Raw genomic sequence first — 17,666 nt, 5'->3', positions numbered from 1 at the left:
CGTCGTGGAGGACAATGGTGTCATGTCCTCCGAGCAGTCCCCCACCGTCCCGGCCGGCCGCTACGGCGGCACGCCGAGGACCTCGACCCGCGGCCCGGGGCGGGGCGCCAAGGTAGCGATCGCCCTCGCCCTCGCCGCCGCCGTGGGCGGCACGGCCTGGTTCTCGTTCGCGCGCAGCGCCGCCGACCCGGTGACCGCGGAGATGGTGGGCTTCGACGTCGTCGACGCCGAACGCCTCGAGGCCACCTTCCAGGTGCACATGCCGCCGGGGACCACCGCGGTGTGCACCCTCGACGCCTTGTCGCCCAGCTACGCCCAGGTCGGCACGCTCGACGTCGCCGTGGGTCCCGCGGAGGGCCGGACCTCCGCCTACGAGGTGACCCTCGGCACCTCCGAGCTGGCGACGACCGCCGTCGTCGCGGGCTGCGACCCCACCGACGGCTGACGGCCGACGACGCACCGCCGCCCGTCGTCGGCTATCCTGAGGGATTCACCCGCAGACCTGCGCCGTCCGGCGCGCGTGCCGACGCCCGCCGGGCGCGACGACGCGTGCCAACCCGGGCAGGCGACGAGCACCACGAAAGGAGAGCCCTCGTGACCGAGAGCAACGTCACCTGGCTCACCCAGGAGGCTCACGACCGGTTGCAGGCCGAGCTGGAGCGTCTCTCCGGACCGGCCCGCACCGAGATCGCCGAGCGCATCGCTGCCGCACGCGACGAGGGCGACCTCAAGGAGAACGGCGGCTACCACGCCGCCCGCGAGGAGCAGGGGAAGAACGAGGCACGCATCCGCGAGCTGACCGAGAAGCTGCGCCACGTGCAGGTCGGGCAGCCGGCCGACGACGGCACCGTCGAGGCGGGCATGGTCGTCGTCGCCGAGGTCGCCGGGGACGAGATGACGTTCCTGATGGGCTCGCGCGAGATCGCCGGGACCACCGACCTCGACGTCTACTCCCCCACCTCACCGCTGGGTGCTGCCATCGACGGCAAGAAGGTGGGCGACTCCACCAGCTACACCGCGCCGAACGGGCGCGAGATCCCGGTGGAGATCCGCTCCGCCAAGCCGTTCTCCGGCTGACCTGCTCGGTGCCGGGGTGCCCATCGACGGGCACCCCGGCACCGTGCGGCTGTGGTCAACGTCGCACCCTGGATTCACCTCGACGGGGTGTGATTATCCCTCGATCGTGTCTATGGTTGATAGCGGTATGACAATTTCTGACACGCCATCGACCAATCCGACCAGCCGATCCACCAGCCCAGCGGCCGCTGACACGGCCCCCGGGGACGACTCCACACCGCTCACGATCCGCCCCCCGACCGTCGACGACGGTGGCGCGATGTGGCGGGTCGCACGAGACTCCGGCTCGCTGGACCTCAACTCGTCCTACAGCTACCTGCTCCTGGCCGGCCACTTCTCCGACACGTGCCGGATCGCCCTGCTGGGCGACGACGTCGTCGGCTTCGTCAGCGGCTACCGCCTCCCGTCGGACCCGTCCCGCTACTTCCTGTGGCAGGTCGCGGTCGACGAACGGGCCCGCGGCCGCCGCGTCGCCGGACGTCTCATCGACGCCGTGATCGACGACCAGCCCGAGATCACCTCGCTCGTGACCACGGTCACCGAGGACAACCAGGCCTCCCGCCGCGTCTTTCGACGCTGGTCCGACGACCGTGGCGCCACGCTCGACGAGGTGCCCGGCTTCGAGGCCCACCACTTCCCCGACGGTCACGAGGCCGAACCACTTCTCGTGATCGAGGGTTTCCGCAACTGACACGACACCGGGCTGCACCGGTCCCGCGCGCAGGTGACGATGCAGCCCCCGTTCCACTCGAAGCACCCGCGCGCACCACCTCAGAGGAGTGTCCTCCGTGACGACCCTGACCCCCCAGTCCGACGCGTCGACCGCCGATGACCCGACAGGCTTCACCGCCCTCGAGTCCGAGGTCCGCAGCTACTCCCGCGCCTGGCCCGTGGTGTTCGACCGTGCGGTCGGCGCCACCGTGTACGCCGAGGACGGCACCGAGTACCTCGACTTCTTCGCGGGAGCAGGATCTCTCAACTACGGTCACAACAACCCGCGCCTGAAGAAGGTCCTGCTCGACTTCCTCGCGGACGACCGCATGGTGCACTCGCTCGACATGCTGACCACCGCGCGTCGCGAGTTCCTCCAGACGTTCCGCTCGCACATCCTCGAGCCCCGCGGCCTCGACCACAAGGTCGTCTTCCCCGGCCCCGGTGGCGCGAACGCCGTCGAGGCGGCGCTCAAGCTGGCCCGCAAGGTGACCGGCCGCGAGTCCGTCATCAACTTCACCAACGCGTTCCACGGCATGACGCTCGGCGCCCTGTCCGTGACCGGCAACTCCATGAAGCGCGGAGGTGCCGGCATCCCGCTGGTGCACGCCACCCCCATGCCGTACGACGACTACTTCAACGGCGACGTGGACGACTTCCAGTACTTCCAGCGGATGCTCGAGGACGGCGGCTCCGGCCTCAACGAGCCCGCCGCCGTCATCGTCGAGACCGTGCAGGGCGAGGGCGGCATCAACGCCGCCCGCGCCGAGTGGCTGCGCGGCCTCGCGGACCTGTGCACGACGCACGGCATCCTGCTCATCCTCGACGACATCCAGATGGGCTGCGGGCGTACCGGCGGGTTCTTCTCCTTCGAGGAGGCCGGCATCGTCCCGGACATCATCTGCCTGTCGAAGTCGATCTCCGGCTACGGCATGCCCATGGCGATCACCCTCGTGCGCCCCGAGCTCGACGTCTGGGAGCCGGGCGAGCACAACGGCACGTTCCGCGGGTTCGCGCCCGCTTTCGCCACGGCGTCCGAGGCGATCCGGGCCTACTGGTCCGACGACACGCTCGAGAAGGAGATCAAGGCCAAGGGCCTCCTCGTCGAGAGCCACTTCAACTCCGTCGTCTCGCGGTACCCCGACCACGAGCTGCTCGCCAAGGGGCGCGGCCTGGCCCGCGGCCTGCAGCTGCCCGACGGCGAGCTCGCCGGCCGGGTGACCCAGTACGCGTTCGAGCACGGCCTGCTGGTCGAGACCTCCGGCCCTGACGGTGAGGTCGTCAAGCTGCTGCCGCCGCTGACGATCACCGAGGCCGAGCTGCGTCGCGGCCTGGCCATCCTGGACGAGGCCTTCGCCACCGTCCTGGGCTGACGGAACCGGCCCACCCGACCTCTCACGACCGAGGAGAACCATGATCGTCCGCACTCTCGACGAGATCACCGACACCGAGGCCGACATCAAGAGCGAGAACTGGCGCTCCAAGCGCATCATCCTCGCCAAGGAGGGCGCCGGCTTCTCGGTGCACGAGACCACGCTGTACGCCGGTACCGAGAGCTTCTTCTGGTACGCCAACCACGTCGAGGCCGTCTTCATCACCTCGGGCGAGGGCGAGATCGAGGACCTGGCCACCGGCGAGGTGCACCAGCTCAAGCCCGGCTCGCTGTACCTGCTCAACGACCACGACAAGCACAAGGTGCGCCCCCGCACCGACATCACGTGCGTGTGCGTGTTCAACCCGCCGGTCACCGGCCGCGAGGTGCACGACGAGAACGGCGTGTACCCGCTCGTCACCGAGCCGGAGACCGCCACGGTCTGACCGGGCTCTCGGCGCTGCCCCGCGTGTCGGATCTGCCGGCCGCTCGGGTGCCACCTGTTGCGCGCAACGAGCGTGCCCCCTCGTTCCTCACGCCGCGTGAGGAACGAGGGGGCACGCTCGTTGCGTCTGCGGGGACAACCTCGATACGGAGGAGTCGACCTCGTGTCACGGGGTGGCGACGAGGTCGGCCAGCCGACGGCGCAGAAGTCGGCGGTCACCCTCGCGGTCGACGAGCGCCAGGGCGGTCCGCAGGGCCTCGGCGGCGTCCCTCGTCCGCCCGAGCCGGAGGAGCAGGTCCGCCCTGACGCCCGCCAGCAGGTGGTACCCCGCCAGCTCCGGGGCACCGGCGACGGCGTCCAGCGCCTCCAGCGCCGCGGCCGGGCCATGCACCTCCGCCACCGCGACCGCCCGGTTCAGCGCGACGACGGGCGAGCCCGTCATCTTCCCCAGGACGTCGTAGAGCGCGAGGATCTCCACCCAGTCGGTTCCCGTGCCGTCGGCCGCCCGTGCGTGCAGCGCCGCGATGGCCGCCTGCACCTGGTACGGACCCGGCCGTCCCGCCGCGAGAGCGGCGTCGAGCACCCCCAGGCCCTCTGCCGTCTCGTCCCGGCGCCACCGGGTCCGGTCCTGCTCCGCCAGGACCCGAGCCGCGCCGTCGGGCCCCGTGCGGGCGTCACGCCGGGCGTGCTGGAGCAGCAGCAGGGCGAGCAGCCCGTGGGCCTCGGGCTCGTGGGGCAGCAGCCGCGCGACCATGCGCGCGAGCCGGACCGCATCGTCGGCCAGGGCCCGGCGGGCGGCGGTGCCTTCGACAGCGTCGGTGGGCTCGGCCCACGCGTCGTAACCCTCGGTGAACAGCACGTAGAGCACCGCGAGGACCCCCGCCATGCGGTCTGCCAGGAAGGTGGGCGGCGGCACGCGGAAAACGATCCCCGTGGCACGGATGCGGCGCTTGGCCCGTACGAGCCGCTGCGCCATCGTCGCCTCGGGGACCAGGAAGGCGCGGGCGACCTGGGCGGTCGTCATGCCCGTGAGGGACCGCAGCGTGAGCGCCACCCGCCCCTCCATCGGGATCGCCGGGTGGCAGCAGGTGTACAGCAGGCGCAGCAGGTCGCCGTCGGGGTCGTCGATCTCCCACGCCGCGTCGTCCAGACCGTCCGCCACCTCGTCCGGCACCGGGTCCCCGGCCGTGCCCGCGGCACGCAGGCCGCCGTCCACCCGTTCCTCGAGCCGCGCCGCCGCCGCCGTCTTCTCCCCCTCGGTGCGACGCCGGCGCAGGACGTCGATCGCGTGCCGACGTGCCGTCGTCGTCAGCCACGCTCCCGGCCGGTCGGGCACGCCGTCCCGCGACCACGTACGCAGCGCGGTGGCAAACGCCTCCTGCGCCGACTCCTCGGCGAGGTCGAGGTCGCCTGTGCTGCGCGCGACCGCGCCGAGGACGCGCCCCCACTCGCTGCGGAACGCGTCCTCGACGGCGGGCGCTGTGTCCGTCACGCCCCCTCGCCGCCGTCCGTGGGCCAGAACGGGTGCACCTCGATCGTCGCCCCGCCCCACGAACCAGGGTGCTCGGCGGCGCTCGCGATCGCCGCCGCGAGATCCGGGGCCTCGACGACGTCGAAGCCTCCGATGAACTCCTTCGACTCCGCGAAGGGACCGTCGGTCACGACCGTCTCCCCGTCGTGGACCCGCACGCGCCGGGCGTTGGTCGCCGGTCGGGGACGTCGGGCTCGTGCACCAGGAACAGGTACCGCATCACCGGTCACCGCCCTGCTGCCCGTCGAGGTCCAGCGGCCAGCAGGGCCGCAGCTCGATCGCCCCGAGGTGCGCCATGGGATGCTCGGAGGCGACGGTGATCGCCGTGTCGAGATCGGGCGCCTCGATGACGTCGAAGCCGCCGATCGCCTCCTTCGACTCCGAGAACGGCCCGTCAGTGACGAGCACCTTCCCGCCGCGCACCCGGACGCCGACGGCATCCTCCGGTGGACGCAGCCGGTCCCCGGCCGAGGCCGTGCCGTCCCCGTAGTAGCGGTCGACCCAGTCCTCGATCGGCGGGACGCTGCTCGCGTCCCCGCCGGTGGGGTCCGGGTCCTGCGGGCCGGAGAGCACCAGCATCAGGTAGCGCATCACTGACTCCTCAACGGTTCCGGACGCCTGGGCGGACGTACACGACGGGTCCGAACATCATCACGTCGGCGACGTCGATGCCGTCGCCGACACCGTACCGCCGCTCGGCGACGTACCGCCGATGGCGCTCCACCTCGGGCCCCCTGCACAGGATCGTCGAGAGAAAACGCATCATGGCCTCCTTCGTCCGCACGGCCCTGGTGGCCGTGTCAACACCTCGACGAACGGAGGACGCCCGGATCGACACCCCGACCGGGGTCGTGGACGAGATCGTCCAGCCGAGCGCTCAGCCGACGCGGTAGCCGTCGCTGCGCAACCGGTCCAGGACCGCGGCACGGTGCTCGTAGCCCTTCGTCTCGAGCTGGAGCGTCACGAGCACCTCGGAGACCTCGAGCGTGGTGTCGGTGCGCCGGTGGTCCACCCGCACGATGTTGCCCTCGGCCGCGGCGATCGTCTCCAGCAGGTTCGCCAGCGCCCCGGGCTTGTCGTCCAGCCGTACCGAGAGCTGCAGGTACCGACCGGCCGCCACGAGGCCGTGCTGCACCACGCGCTGCAGCAGCAGCGGATCGATGTTGCCACCGGTCAGCACCGGCACCACCGTGCCGGCGAAGGCGTGGGGCGAGGCCATCACCGCCGCGACCGAGGCAGCGGCGGACGGTTCGACGACGAGCTTGCCGCGCTCGGCCACGAGCAGCAGCGCTCGGGACATCTGGTCCTCGGTGACGGTACGGACCTCGATGCCGAGCCGCGTGAGCACCTCGAAGGGCACCTCGCCCGGTGTCCCGACCGCGATGCCGTCGGCCATCGTCGCCCCCAGGTCACCGGACACCGGGCGCCCCGCGGCGAGCGAGGCCGGGTAGGCCGCGGCCGAGGCGGCCTGCACACCGACGACCTTGACGTGCGGCGCCAGCTCGGCCAGCACCGTGGCGATCCCGGCCACGAGCCCGCCGCCGCCCAGCGGCACGACGATCGTGCCGACGTCGGGCACCTGCTCGAGGATCTCGAGGGCGACCGTCCCCTGCCCGGCCACGACGTCGACGTGGTCGAAGGGGTGGATGAGCACCTTGCCCGTGCGAGCCGCCTCTGCGCGCGCCGCCCCCAGCGCCTCGTCCACGCTGGCTCCGACCTGACGCACCTCGGCCCCGTAGCCGCGGGTGGCCTCGAGCTTCGGCACCGAGGCGCCCTGCGGCATGTAGACGACGGCGGGGATACCGAGCTGCTCCGCCGCGAGCGCCACCCCCTGCGCGTGGTTCCCGGCCGAGGCAGCGACGACGCCGCGCTCCTGCTGCTCGGGCGTGAGCCGCGCGAGTCGCGTGAAGGCGCCACGAATCTTGAACGACCCGGCGCGCTGCAGGTTCTCGCACTTGAGCACGACGTCGGCGCCCGCGAGCTGCGACAGCGCCCGGAACGGGTGGACCGGTGTGCGGGTCACCACCGGCGCGAGCAGCTCGGCGGCTGCGCGGACATCGTCGAGCGTCACACGGTGGATGGGGTGGGGTGCGGTCACGTCCTGCTCTCTCCTGCCGGTCCGGCGTCGTCCGCCGGTGCGGCAAGGGCGTCACCCGGGGTGGTGGGTGCCACGCCGGCGTCGTCGGACGCGCCGGACCGGCTCGGCCACAGGAGCGTACCCGGCAGGTCGGCCAGCGAGGGACGGCGGCGCAGGAGCGGCACGTGATCGTCGGTGCCGAGCTCGGGGAACTTGTCGTGCCCGTGCAGGTACTGGATGACGGTGTTGAGCACGGCGGCCAGCGGCACCGCGAACAGGGCGCCGATGAGGCCTGCCGCGAGGGTTCCGGCACCGACGACGAGCACCACGGCGACCGGGTGCAGCGAGACGGCGTGGCCCATGAGGAGCGGCTGCAGGATGTGGCTCTCGGCCTGCTGCACCAGCAGGACGATGCCGAGCATGATGGCCGCGGCGATCCATCCCTCGGCCACGAGCACGACGGCGGTGGCGATCGCACCCGTGACGATCGCGCCGAGGATCGGGACGAACGAGCCGACGAACACGAGGATGCCGATCGGGATCGCCAGCGCCGGGACGAAGAACGCCGACCCGATGCCGATGCCGAGGGCGTCCACCAGGGCCACGAGGATCAACGTGCGCACATAGGCAGACAGGGTGACCATGCCGCGCCGGCCGGCTTGGTGGACGGTCTCGCGGGCGGCGATCGGCAGGAGGTTGACGACCCAGGTCCAGATCGTCCGGCCGTCCTGCAGGAAGAAGATGATGCAGAAGAGCGCGATGATCAGCCCGACCAGGGCGTGCCCGACGGTGGTCGCTGCGCCGAGCGCTCCGGTGATCAGCGTCGAGCTCTGGTCCGCGACGAGCACCTGCGCCTGGCTCCCGAGGTCGGAGAGCGTGGCGGTCTCGAGCCCGAGCGGTCCGTCCGACAGCCAGGCGAGGAGCTCCTCGAAGCCTGCCACCGCCTGGTCCCACAGGTCCTGGAAGCCGACGACGATCGACTGGCCGGCGATCACGATCAGGCCCGTCACGAAGGTGATGAGCCCGAGGATGGACAGTGCCGTCGCCAGGCCGCGAGGCACGTGCCACCGTTCCAGCGTGACCCGCACGGGGCGCAGCAGGATCGTGACCAGCAGAGCGACGGCCACCGGGACGGCGATCGTCTTGAGCTGGGCGAGCACCCAGAGCAGCCCGGCGACACCGACGGCGATGATCAGCAGCCGCCACGACCACGCGGCGGCACCGCGCACGCTCGCCGGGACCATCTCGCGTCCGCTCAGGGCCGTCTGATCGGGGGTGTTCACGGCCCCACCATAGGTCGCCGAGGTCGCTGTCGCGCGACAGCATCGCGGCAGGTCGCGCTGCCGCGATGGACGGCGGTGTCAGCCTGCGTCGAGGCTGCGCCGCTGCGGGTGGGGCGTCTCGCCACGCTCGAGCATCGCGACGAACTTCGCCGCGTTGCGCAGCCGGGTCTCCTCCTTCTTCGCTGTCGCCAGCCGGTGCAGGATCGCGTACCGGTTCTGCGAGGTGAGGATCTCCCACATGGCCGTCGCCCGCGGGCTCTGCGCGAGCGCCGCAGCGAGCGCCGCAGGCACCTCGATCGTGGCCGGTCCCGCATAGGCGGCGTCCCAGCGACCGTCCGCCTGCGCGCGGTCGATCTCCGCCTGCCCGCGCGGCCGCATCCGCCCGGAGTCGATCAGCCGGGCGACGATCTCGCGGTTGCGGACCGACCAGATGCTGCGTGAGCGCCGCGGGCAGTACCGCTGCAGGCTCGTGGCGTCGTCGCGGCTCCGCGCCTGCGCGTCGATCCAGCCGCTGCACAGGGCCTCCTCCAACGCCTCGGTGCGGGTGAGGGAGGTCGGGGCGGCCTGGCCCTTGCGCGCGAGCACGAGCCACACGCCGTCGGGCGCGGTGTCCTCGTGCTCGTCCAGCCAGGCACGCCAGGCGGCGGCGTCGGGCAAGAGGAGTGGCTCGGTGCGCTGTACGGCCATGGTCCGACGCTACGGCCCACCTCCGACAGGGCGCACCCCGGCCGTGGCGGAACACCGGAGCACACCAGGTCGTTGCGCAGGTGCGGGGCCGGCGGACCGACCCCGCACCGCACCAAGGAGGCGACGCGATGTTCGAGAACCTGTTCGGCCACCCGGCAAAGACCACGATGGTGTCCCCCGAGGACGCCCTGCCCGGCCGCGAGTCCCCGATCCTGCCCGCCCCGCGCACGCACACCGTGCTGGGCACGTCGCTCACCGGCCCCTGGGAGCCGGGCACGCGCGTGCTCTACCTCGCGATGGGCTGCTTCTGGGGCGCCGAGGAGATCTACTGGCAGGTGCCCGGCGTGGTGAGCACCGCCGTCGGCTACATGGGGGGCACGACGCCGAACCCCACCTACGAGGAGGTGTGCTCGGCGCGCACGGGGCACACCGAGACGGCGATGGTCGCCTACGACCCGTCCGTGGTCTCCGAGGAGGAGCTGCTGCGGATCTTCTGGGAGCGGCACGACCCCACCCAGGGGTACCGGCAGGGCAACGACGTCGGCACGCAGTACCGCTCGGCGGTGTACTGGACGACGCCGGAGCAGGCCGAGGCCGTCCGCAGCACGGCCGAGCGGTACGGCGAGGTGCTGGCCGCGAAGGGCTACGACCCCATCACCACCGACATGGCTCCCGCGGCGGAGGCGGGGCCGTTCTTCTACGCCGAGGACTACCACCAGCAGTACCTGTCGGCCGCGAAGAACCCGCACGGCTACCGCTGCCACGCGACGACGGGCGTGCCGTTCCCGGACGCCGCCTGACCGGAGGAGATGGGGAGCGCGTGATCGTCGCCCAGGCCGACCTCTGGCCCGGCTGAGCCCACGTCGCGGAAGCTCACGCATCGACCACCGAAGCGTGAACTTCCGCGACGTCCCTCAGTGCGCGACGGTGAAGCGGGTGCGCCGGTGGGCGGGCGAGTCGATCTCGTCGACGATCGCCCGCGCGAAGTCCGGGCCGGAGATGGCCGACTCGCCGGCGTCGTCGGTGAGCAGCACGTCCCCGCCGACGCGGTAGCTGCCCCTGTCCTCGCCGGGGGCGTAGGAGCCGAACGTCCCCGCCGGGCTCAGGTAGAACCAGTCGAGCCCGTCCGGGGCTGCGCGCAGGTCGTCGAGGATGTCGGCGAACTCGCTCGCCTCCGGCTTGAACATGTCCGGGAACTCGGGGGTGTCCAGCAGTCGCGGGCCACCTTCGGCGACCTTCAGCGAGGCGGCTCCGCCGACGACGGCGAGCCGCACGCCGCGGACCTGGGCCGCGGCGGCGAGCCGCGCGTACGCGGGACGGACCTGTCCCGCCATGTCCCCGCGGGGCGACACGGTGGCGACGACGACGTCGGCACCGTCGAGCGCGGCGGCGACCGCGGCGTCATCGAGCACCGAACCCTCGGCGTACTCGACCCCGTCGATCTTCTCCGCGGGCACGGACCGGCTGACGGAACGGACCTGGTGACCGCGCGCGGCGGCCTCTCGGACGATGTGGGTGCCGGCGTACCCGGTGCCGCCGATCACGGTGATGCGAGCCATAGCTCTCCTTCGTGGTTGTTACTCTCTATAAGAGAGTGACTGACGTTCAGAGAGTATCAGGGTTAGACTGGCGCTCCGCAAGGAGGACCCGATGAACGACATCCCGTTCGACCCGTACCAGCGCGCCTGCCCGAGCCGCACGGTGCTCGACCGCGTCACCGACCGCTGGACGGTGCTCGTCGTGGGCGCTCTCGAGGCCGGGCCGCTGCGGTTCACCGAGCTCGCCCACCGCGTCGACGGCGTGTCGCAGAAGATGCTCACCCAGACCCTGCGCGGTCTCGAGCGCGACGGGCTCGTCACCCGCACGGTCCATGCCGAGGTGCCCCCTCGCGTCGAGTACCACCTGACCGACGCCGGCCGCGGGATGCTGGAGCCGATCCATGCGATCGAGCGCTGGACACTGGCCCACGCCGACGCCGTGCTGACGGCTCGCGCGGAGTACGACACCGTCCACGCCGCGTCCTGACCCCACTCGCCCGCCGCACTCCGTCCGGCGGCGGATGTCGGCGAGCCCTGCGACGATCGGTGGGTGCTGCTCGCCGAGCTCGTCCGGACCCACGCCGCCGTCGCCGCGACGCGGTCCCGGCTGCGCAAGCGCGAGCTGCTGGCCGAGGCGCTGCGATCCGCCGCCCACGGCGACGTACCGGCCGGGCAGCGCGGGACCGAGATCGAGGTGGTCGCCTCCTTCCTGTCCGGGCGTCCACGGCAGCGCCGCACCGGGCTGGGCTGGCGCACGCTCGCCAACCTTCCCCCTGCTGCGCCCGCACCGAGCCTGAGCCCCACCGACGTCGACACCGCCCTGGAAGCCATGTCGGCGCTGCAGGGTTCCGGTTCCCAGGCAGCGCGGGCGCGCGCACTGACGGACCTCTGGTCGCGGGCCACGGAGGACGAGCAACGGTTCCTCACCCGGCTCGTCCTCGGTGAGCTGCGCCAGGGAGCACTCGACGCGCTGCTGCTCGACGCCATCGCCACCGCCGCCGACGTCCCGATCCAGGCCGTGCGGCGAGCAGCGATGTTCAGCGCCCTGTCCGGCCCGATCGCCCGGGCCGCACTCACCGGCGGAACGGACACCCTGGAGTCGTTCACGCTCCAGGTGGGGCGGCCGGTACGCCCCATGCTCGCCTCCTCCGCGCCCGACGTCGCGACCGCCCTCGAGCGGTTCGCCGGCGCCGAGGTGGCCGCAGACGTCAAGCTCGACGGCATCCGGATCCAGGTGCACAAGGACGGCGACGCCGTCTCGATCTTCACCCGTTCGCTCGACGACATCACCGACCGCCTGCCCGAGGTGGTGTCCCTGGCCCGCTCGCTCGATGCCGAGGCCGCAGTGCTCGACGGCGAGGCCCTCGCCCTGGACGACGTCGGGCGCCCTCGCCCGTTCCAGGAGACCGCCGCGCGCACCGGTACGCACCACGTCGGAGCCGGGGCCGGTGCCGTACCGCTCACCGTCCAGTTCTTCGACATCCTGCACCTGGACGGCACCGACCTCATCGACGCCCCGGCCACCGAACGCCTCGCAGCGCTCGACCGCGCGGTGCCGGCCTCCGCCGTCGTGCCCCGGCGCCTCGCGGACGAGCCCGCCGTCGTGCAGGAGCTCTTCGACGACACGGTGGCCGAGGGTCACGAGGGTCTCGTCATCAAGGCCCTCGACGCTCCGTACGCCGCCGGACGGCGTGGTTCCGCCTGGGTCAAGGTCAAGCCGCGGCACACCCTCGACCTGGTGGTGCTCGCCGTCGAGCGCGGTTCCGGCCGCCGCGAAGGCTGGCTGTCCAACATCCACCTGGGTGCCCGCGACCCCGCGAACGGGGGCTTCGTGATGCTCGGCAAGACGTTCAAGGGGATGACCGACGAGACGCTCGCCTGGCAGACCGAGCGGTTCACCGAGCTCGCCGACGGCCCCACCGACGGGTACGTCGTGCGGGTGCGGCCCGAGCAGGTGGTGGAGATCGCGTTCGACGGCGTCCAGCGCTCCAGCCGGTACCCCGGCGGGCTCGCCCTGCGGTTCGCCCGCGTGGTCCGCTACCGCGACGACAAGTCGGCCGACGAGGCGGACACCATCGAGCAGGTCCGCGCAATGACCGGTCGGCCGACGGGCTGACCCGAGGCAGAACCGGAGGCGTTGCACAGTCCGGCACGCACGACGGCCCGGCGCCGGGAGCGTGTTCTGCTCCCGGCGCCGGCCGTCAGGCGTGCCGGCCGATCGTCAGCCGGCTGTCAGGGTCGTCAGGCTCCGGCGCGGCGCGACCGGGCGAAGAGCACAGCGCCGACACCCGCACCCACCAGGACGAGCGCACCGACGGCGATGCCGATCGCGCGGCCCGGGCCGGTCTGCGGCAGCTCGGCCTGCGTCTGGGCGCGCACCGTCTCCACGTCCGGAGCGTCCTCCTCGGCGTCGACGGCGACCTCCGACGCGCGGGGCTCGTCCGATCCGGGCTCCACCGGGACGACCGTCTGCGGGCGCCCCTCGGGTCCCTCGGAGACCTCGGGAGTCGGGTCCGTGCCGGGCTCGCCGCTCGGCTCCGGCGACGGCTCCGGGTCGACCACGGGCTCGCCGCTCGGCACCGGCGACGGCTCCGTGCTGTCGTCGGGGCTCGGCGTCGGGGTCGGTGCGTCCACGTACGCCACGGCGTAGTGGCTGATGTCCTTGCACTTGTTGTCGGCCACGTACGAGATCTCCACCTCGGGCTGCGGCACGTCGAGCGTGACGATCTTCGGACCGTTCCCCTTGCCGTCAGATCCAGACTTCACGCAGTAGGTCGAGATGAGCTTGCCCTCGGGTGCCGTCAGCGTGACGGTCTCCGGTTCATCGTCGGTGTCCGTCTTGGGCTCGTCCATGTCTGGGCAGACGTCGCCGATCCACGAGTACGTCTTCTCGGGCCAGCCGTAGGCCTTTCCGCCCGACGTCGCCTCGCCACCGTTCCAGATCTCTCCGGTCCGCGAGTCGCCAGGGCCCTCCCATCGATCCTGGCCACCTCCGGTCGCGGCAGCAGGTCCGGCACCGAGGCCGAGGGTGAGGAGCACGGCAGCTCCGAGGGCTAGGGGCGTGCGCATGGCGCTCTCCTCTGAGAGTCAGAACGGGTTGCCCCCGCAGCCGACACCGTCGGTGGTCCGATGGTGGGTCGTCACGGGGTGCGCACGTGATGCTAGCGAAACGGACTTAGTATGGGAAGAGCGAAGAGGCGCCTCATAAGGCGCCTGTCGCTTTTCACCCCCAAATCATCGCCCGCGGCGACTGTTGCCTGAGCGTCCTCGGCCCCCGGGGCCACCACGCCGGGTCCCCTGCGACCGACCCTGACCGCGGCCGGACCCTACGCCGCTCCTGCCCTCGGTGGCAGCCCTGGCCTTCGACTTCTTCGTCGAACGCGCCTCAGGAGCACCGCGGCCGCGCGAGCTGTTCGCGGTGCGGCCTCGGACGATCCCGACCAGCTCCTCGACGAGCTCCGCCACCTCATCCGCCAGACCCTCCCGCAGCCAGACGAGCCCGACCGGCGACTCGGACAGCCCGTCCACGACGCGGCTCACCGTGTCCTTGCGGTGGTGCAGGCGCGCGAGCGACATCGGCACCACGACCACGCCGGAACCTGTCGCAGCCCACGCGATCGCGTCCTGCGTGGTGTCCGGCTCCGGTTCCACCCGCGCCCCCGTGCCGTCGTCGTACGGCTCCGGCCGCAGCCCGGGGCGGTCGACGCCCGTGCCGAACAGCACGTCGTCCCGGGGGACCCACAGGACGTCGTCGGCCAGGTCGCCCGCCGAGACCCGCTCCGAGTCCTCGGTCGCCGCCAGCAGGTGGTCCCGGGAGACCACCACCACGGGCAGCTCGGCGTAGAGCGGGATCGCGTGGAGCTCGTCCTTGTCGACCGGCAGGCGGGCGATCGCCGCATGGACCTCGCCGTCGCGCAGCGCGGCCGGCACGGCGGCGGCATCGACCTGGACCAGGTCCAGCGGCACCCGGGGCAGCCGCTCTTCCCAGGTCCGCGCCCACCGGCCCGGGGTCGCACCGGGGACGTAGCCCAACCGGAACCTCGGGCCGCCCTGCGGGCCGGGACCGCCGTCGCCGGGCGCGGGTTCGCCCGGTGCGGGGCGCGTGTCGTCGCTCACGCGACCAGGCTACGGGGCGCCGTCGGCCCTCACGCGCGACTAGGCTGGGCCCATGGCCGGAACCCCCTTCTCCCAGCAGGTCCTCAAGCCGACGAACGCGGCGAAGAAGCTCGGGGTGTACCTGCCCGCCACTCCGCCGGAGTTCCAGGAGCGCGGGATCACCCGCGCCGAGCTCGAGAAGCTCGAGGAGAACCCGCCGGAGTGGCTCGCCGAGCTGCGGCGGAACGGGCCGCACCCTCGGCCCGTCGTCGCCGGGCGGCTCGGCATCTCGATCGCGGGACTGGCGCGCGGTGGCATCACCGAACCGCTGACCACCGAGCAGATCGACGAGCTGCGCGAGGACCCGCCCGCGTGGCTGGTCAGCGAGCGGGAGACCGCCGCTCGCGTGCGCGAGGAGGAGGAGCGGATCGCCGCGGAGGCGAAAAAGGAAACGAACCGCTGATCAGCGCGGCAGTCCGTGATCAACGCGGCAGTCCGGACTGCCGATCAGATCACGGAGTGCCGCTCTGATCTGCCGAGGTGACGCGGTCGGTGTGGCCCAGCGCCATGTCCGGCGCGACGGCGTCCCGCACCGCCTTCTTCAGGGGCGGGATCTCCGGGAAACCGCCCTCGATCTTCCTGTCCCACAGCAGCACCGGCTCCTCGCCAGGTGACCGCACCAGCTCCACGCGGAACACGCCGTCCGTGCCGGGCACCAGCGCGACCTCACCCAGGCGCGTCCGGAACGTCTGCAGCAGCTCCTGGGCTACCCACGCCGCGCGCATCAGCCAGCGGCACTGGGTGCAGTAGGTGATGGTCACACGGGCGTCCGACGACGGCTCGGGCGTGGCGCTGGCTTCGCTCATGGCGCCAGCGTAGGACGACGTCAGGGAAGGACCGCCACCGCCTCGACCTCGACCAGCAGGTCGGGCTCGCCGAGAGCATCGGGGAGACTGGTCGAGTGCACCACACCCCCGACCCCACCCGGCCAGGCTCACCGAGCCATCCCGACGAGACGTCCCCCCTCCGCCCGGGAACACGGCCGGCCACCGTCCTCGCGTCGCTGGTCCCGTGGCCCGACGACGGCACGCGCCCCGACGCCCCCGTCGCCGTGGACGCGACCGACCGCCTGCTGCTGGCCGAGGCGGCCCCGCTCGTCGCGGACGCCGGGCCGCGCGGCGTCGTCGTCATCGGCGACCGGTTCGGGGCGCTGACGCTGGGCGCCCTCGCGCTCGGGGCCGACGAGGTCCGCGCCCATCACGACACGATTGACGCCGAGGCGGCGATGCTCCACAACGCCTCGCGGGCACAGGACGCGCTCGGCACGACGGACGTGCGCGGCCGCATCGCCACGTCGGACGACCTCGGCTCCACCCTGCTGGACGGCGCGCGCCTCGTGCTCCTCCAGCTGCCCAAGGGCCTGGCGGAGCTGACGGAGATCGCGGAGGCCGTCGCCCGCCACGCCGCCGACGACGTCACGGTGCTCGCGGGCGGCCGCATCAAGCACATGACGCGCGCCATGAACGACGTGCTCGGTGACCGGTTCGCCGAGGTGCATGCCACGCTGGCGCGCAGCAAGTCCCGGGCGCTGGTGGCCTCCAGGCCTCGGCCCGAGGCGCGCACGGCCCCGCCGCTCTACCCGGTCCGCGAGCGCCTCACCGATCCCGAGCTGCTCGCGGCGGCCACCCCCACGCACGACGGCGGCACGCCCGCGGAGCACGTCGACGTCGTCGCGCACGGCGGCACCTTCGCCGGCGCCGGGCTCGACCACGGCACGCGGTTCCTGCTGAGCACCGCAGGTCGCTGGCCGGCGGCGTCCCGCGTCCAGGAGGCCGTCGACCTCGGGTGCGGCACCGGCCTCCTGACGGTGGTACTGGCGCGCCGCTACCCGGACGCAGGTGTGGTCGGCACGGACCGGTCCGCAGCGGCCGTCGCCTCGACCCTGGCCACCCTCGCGGCCAACGGCGCGGCAGCCACCGTGACCCGCAGCGACGCCGGCGCCGACCTGCCCGACGCGAGCGCGGACCTCGTGCTGCTCAACCCGCCGTTCCACGACCGGGCAGCGGTCAGCACCGACGCGGCGCACCGCATGTTCGCCGCAGCAGGCCGCATCCTGCGGCCGGGCGGTGAGCTGTGGTGCGTGTTCAACACGAAGCTGCGCTACCGCGGTTCGCTGAACCGCGCCGTCGGCCCCACGGAGCACGCGGCCCAGGACCCCCGCTTCACGGTCACCCGCTCCCGCAAGCTCTGACCACCCGCAACCCAGGAGCGCCGAGCGAGCCGGAGACAAAGGGCGGGGCAGGAGACTCCGCGCACGGTCGTCATCCCCGAAGTGGAGGGCCCCCTGGGGCCCGTGAACGCGACCGTGCGCGGAGTCTCCTGCCCCGCCCGTCACCCAAGACGCTCAGCGCACCCCGACGACGTCGACGACGAAGACGAGCGTCGCGCCACCGGGGATACCGGCCTGCGGGACCCCGCGCGCGCCGTAGCCGTGCTCGGCCGGGATGGACAGCAGCACGCGGTCGCCGACGTTGCGGCCCACGAGGCCCTTGTCCCAGCCGCCGATGACGGCGCCGACGCCGATCGGGAAGTCGATGGTCTGCCCGCGGTCCCAGGAGTTGTCGAAGACGTCGCCACCCCAGGTCTGGCCCAGGTAGTTGACGACGATGGTGCGGCCGGCGTCGACGACGGGGCCGTCCCCCTCGGCGAGGACCTGCACCTGCAGGCCGGACGGCGCGTCGCCCTCGGGGAAGGTGATCTCGGGCTTGTCGCCGAACGAACCGGTGGCGGTGGGGAGGGTGGACACAGGGGTACCTCTTCTTCGTGCAGGAGCCGCCGACCGGTCGGCAC

At 72.6% G+C, this 17,666-nt stretch carries 23 protein-coding genes; 11 read left to right on the top strand and 12 right to left on the bottom strand.

Going from position 1 to position 17,666, the window contains the following annotated elements; translation table 11 throughout:
* Positions 1–22 precede the first annotated feature (22 nt).
* The 5 genes from PZC42_RS07490 (at position 23) to PZC42_RS07470 (ending at position 3,606) form a co-directional block, all read left to right on the top strand.
* Entirely contained in the window at positions 23–445 is a 423-nt protein-coding gene (locus PZC42_RS07490) for a DUF4307 domain-containing protein (RefSeq protein ID WP_277209604.1), read from the top strand.
* A gap of 149 nt (positions 446–594) precedes the next feature.
* Positions 595–1,077, top strand: coding sequence for a transcription elongation factor GreA (greA, locus tag PZC42_RS07485; protein ID WP_277209602.1), 483 nt, complete (start codon positions 595–597; stop codon positions 1,075–1,077).
* A 127-nt stretch (positions 1,078–1,204) separates the two neighbouring features.
* Positions 1,205–1,768, top strand: a complete 564-nt coding sequence (ectA, locus tag PZC42_RS07480; protein WP_277209600.1) for a diaminobutyrate acetyltransferase — start codon at positions 1,205–1,207, stop codon at positions 1,766–1,768.
* A gap of 97 nt (positions 1,769–1,865) precedes the next feature.
* Entirely contained in the window at positions 1,866–3,161 is a 1,296-nt protein-coding gene (gene ectB, locus PZC42_RS07475; RefSeq protein WP_438802924.1) for a diaminobutyrate--2-oxoglutarate transaminase, read from the top strand.
* Positions 3,162–3,201: 40 nt separating this feature from the next.
* The gene (locus PZC42_RS07470; RefSeq protein WP_277209598.1) at positions 3,202–3,606 is read left to right on the top strand and encodes an ectoine synthase; all 405 of its coding nucleotides are present in this window, start codon (positions 3,202–3,204) and stop codon (positions 3,604–3,606) included.
* A 165-nt stretch (positions 3,607–3,771) separates the two neighbouring features.
* On the opposite strand, the gene PZC42_RS07465 is transcribed toward PZC42_RS07470, so the two are convergent.
* The 4 genes from PZC42_RS07465 to PZC42_RS07450 all read right to left on the bottom strand — a co-directional run bounded on the left by PZC42_RS07465 (position 3,772) and on the right by PZC42_RS07450 (position 5,899).
* Complete coding sequence (locus PZC42_RS07465; protein ID WP_277209596.1) at positions 3,772–5,097, bottom strand: RNA polymerase sigma factor; 1,326 nt, start codon at positions 5,095–5,097, stop codon at positions 3,772–3,774.
* On the bottom strand, positions 5,094–5,294 hold the full coding sequence (locus PZC42_RS07460; protein WP_277209594.1) for a YciI family protein: 201 nt from the start codon (positions 5,292–5,294) through the stop codon (positions 5,094–5,096). Before PZC42_RS07460 ends, PZC42_RS07465 begins: the two co-directional genes overlap by 4 nt.
* A gap of 61 nt (positions 5,295–5,355) precedes the next feature.
* Complete coding sequence (locus PZC42_RS07455; RefSeq protein WP_277209592.1) at positions 5,356–5,727, bottom strand: YciI family protein; 372 nt, start codon at positions 5,725–5,727, stop codon at positions 5,356–5,358.
* A 10-nt stretch (positions 5,728–5,737) separates the two neighbouring features.
* The gene (locus PZC42_RS07450) at positions 5,738–5,899 is read right to left on the bottom strand and encodes a hypothetical protein (protein ID WP_277209576.1); all 162 of its coding nucleotides are present in this window, start codon (positions 5,897–5,899) and stop codon (positions 5,738–5,740) included.
* A gap of 1 nt (position 5,900) precedes the next feature.
* Here PZC42_RS07450 and PZC42_RS07445 point away from each other — a divergent pair, with 1 nt between their 5' ends.
* Positions 5,901–6,029: a hypothetical protein gene (locus PZC42_RS07445; protein ID WP_277209575.1), complete on the top strand. Its 129-nt coding sequence runs from the start codon at positions 5,901–5,903 to the stop codon at positions 6,027–6,029.
* Here the strand turns inward: PZC42_RS07445 and ilvA are convergent.
* The 3 genes from ilvA to PZC42_RS07430 all read right to left on the bottom strand — a co-directional run bounded on the left by ilvA (position 6,014) and on the right by PZC42_RS07430 (position 9,183).
* The gene (gene ilvA / locus PZC42_RS07440; protein WP_277209574.1) at positions 6,014–7,234 is read right to left on the bottom strand and encodes a threonine ammonia-lyase; all 1,221 of its coding nucleotides are present in this window, start codon (positions 7,232–7,234) and stop codon (positions 6,014–6,016) included. The two genes, PZC42_RS07445 and ilvA, sit on opposite strands and share 16 nt — an antisense overlap.
* On the bottom strand, positions 7,231–8,496 hold the full coding sequence (locus PZC42_RS07435; protein WP_308199828.1) for an AI-2E family transporter: 1,266 nt from the start codon (positions 8,494–8,496) through the stop codon (positions 7,231–7,233). Before PZC42_RS07435 ends, ilvA begins: the two co-directional genes overlap by 4 nt.
* A gap of 78 nt (positions 8,497–8,574) precedes the next feature.
* Positions 8,575–9,183 (bottom strand): YdeI/OmpD-associated family protein, encoded by a 609-nt coding sequence (locus tag PZC42_RS07430; protein ID WP_277209573.1) that lies wholly within the window; start codon positions 9,181–9,183, stop codon positions 8,575–8,577.
* 128 nt (positions 9,184–9,311) lie between these two features.
* Between PZC42_RS07430 and msrA the strand changes: the two genes are divergently transcribed.
* Positions 9,312–9,983 carry a peptide-methionine (S)-S-oxide reductase MsrA gene (gene msrA / locus PZC42_RS07425; RefSeq protein WP_277209572.1) on the top strand — a complete coding sequence of 224 codons (672 nt, stop codon included), beginning with the start codon at positions 9,312–9,314 and terminating at the stop codon, positions 9,981–9,983.
* Positions 9,984–10,097: 114 nt separating this feature from the next.
* On the opposite strand, the gene PZC42_RS07420 is transcribed toward msrA, so the two are convergent.
* Positions 10,098–10,742, bottom strand: a complete 645-nt coding sequence (locus PZC42_RS07420; RefSeq protein WP_277209571.1) for an NAD(P)-dependent oxidoreductase — start codon at positions 10,740–10,742, stop codon at positions 10,098–10,100.
* A gap of 91 nt (positions 10,743–10,833) precedes the next feature.
* Between PZC42_RS07420 and PZC42_RS07415 the strand changes: the two genes are divergently transcribed.
* Entirely contained in the window at positions 10,834–11,208 is a 375-nt protein-coding gene (locus tag PZC42_RS07415) for a winged helix-turn-helix transcriptional regulator (protein WP_277209570.1), read from the top strand.
* A 63-nt stretch (positions 11,209–11,271) separates the two neighbouring features.
* Entirely contained in the window at positions 11,272–12,837 is a 1,566-nt protein-coding gene (locus PZC42_RS07410) for an ATP-dependent DNA ligase (protein WP_277209569.1), read from the top strand.
* A gap of 125 nt (positions 12,838–12,962) precedes the next feature.
* Here the strand turns inward: PZC42_RS07410 and PZC42_RS07405 are convergent, their stop codons facing one another.
* The gene (locus PZC42_RS07405; protein ID WP_277209568.1) at positions 12,963–13,790 is read right to left on the bottom strand and encodes a hypothetical protein; all 828 of its coding nucleotides are present in this window, start codon (positions 13,788–13,790) and stop codon (positions 12,963–12,965) included.
* 165 nt (positions 13,791–13,955) lie between these two features.
* On the bottom strand, positions 13,956–14,837 hold the full coding sequence (locus PZC42_RS07400) for a LysR substrate-binding domain-containing protein (RefSeq protein ID WP_277209567.1): 882 nt from the start codon (positions 14,835–14,837) through the stop codon (positions 13,956–13,958).
* A 52-nt stretch (positions 14,838–14,889) separates the two neighbouring features.
* On the opposite strand from PZC42_RS07400, the gene PZC42_RS07395 reads away from it, so the two are divergent.
* Entirely contained in the window at positions 14,890–15,279 is a 390-nt protein-coding gene (locus tag PZC42_RS07395) for a DUF5997 family protein (protein ID WP_277209566.1), read from the top strand.
* A 49-nt stretch (positions 15,280–15,328) separates the two neighbouring features.
* On the opposite strand, the gene PZC42_RS07390 is transcribed toward PZC42_RS07395, so the two are convergent.
* The gene (locus PZC42_RS07390) at positions 15,329–15,682 is read right to left on the bottom strand and encodes an Rdx family protein (RefSeq protein ID WP_277209565.1); all 354 of its coding nucleotides are present in this window, start codon (positions 15,680–15,682) and stop codon (positions 15,329–15,331) included.
* Between the two features lie 95 nt (positions 15,683–15,777).
* Here PZC42_RS07390 and PZC42_RS07385 point away from each other — a divergent pair, with 95 nt between their 5' ends.
* The gene (locus PZC42_RS07385) at positions 15,778–17,067 is read left to right on the top strand and encodes a class I SAM-dependent methyltransferase (protein ID WP_308199827.1); all 1,290 of its coding nucleotides are present in this window, start codon (positions 15,778–15,780) and stop codon (positions 17,065–17,067) included.
* 153 nt (positions 17,068–17,220) lie between these two features.
* On the opposite strand, the gene PZC42_RS07380 is transcribed toward PZC42_RS07385, so the two are convergent.
* The gene (locus tag PZC42_RS07380) at positions 17,221–17,622 is read right to left on the bottom strand and encodes an FKBP-type peptidyl-prolyl cis-trans isomerase (RefSeq protein ID WP_277209564.1); all 402 of its coding nucleotides are present in this window, start codon (positions 17,620–17,622) and stop codon (positions 17,221–17,223) included.
* Positions 17,623–17,666 lie beyond the last annotated feature (44 nt).

It is taken from the genome of Isoptericola croceus, assembly GCF_029382255.1.
GTDB classification, from domain to species: domain Bacteria; phylum Actinomycetota; class Actinomycetes; order Actinomycetales; family Cellulomonadaceae; genus Isoptericola; species Isoptericola croceus.
This window is presented reverse-complemented; position numbering and strand designations above follow the sequence as displayed.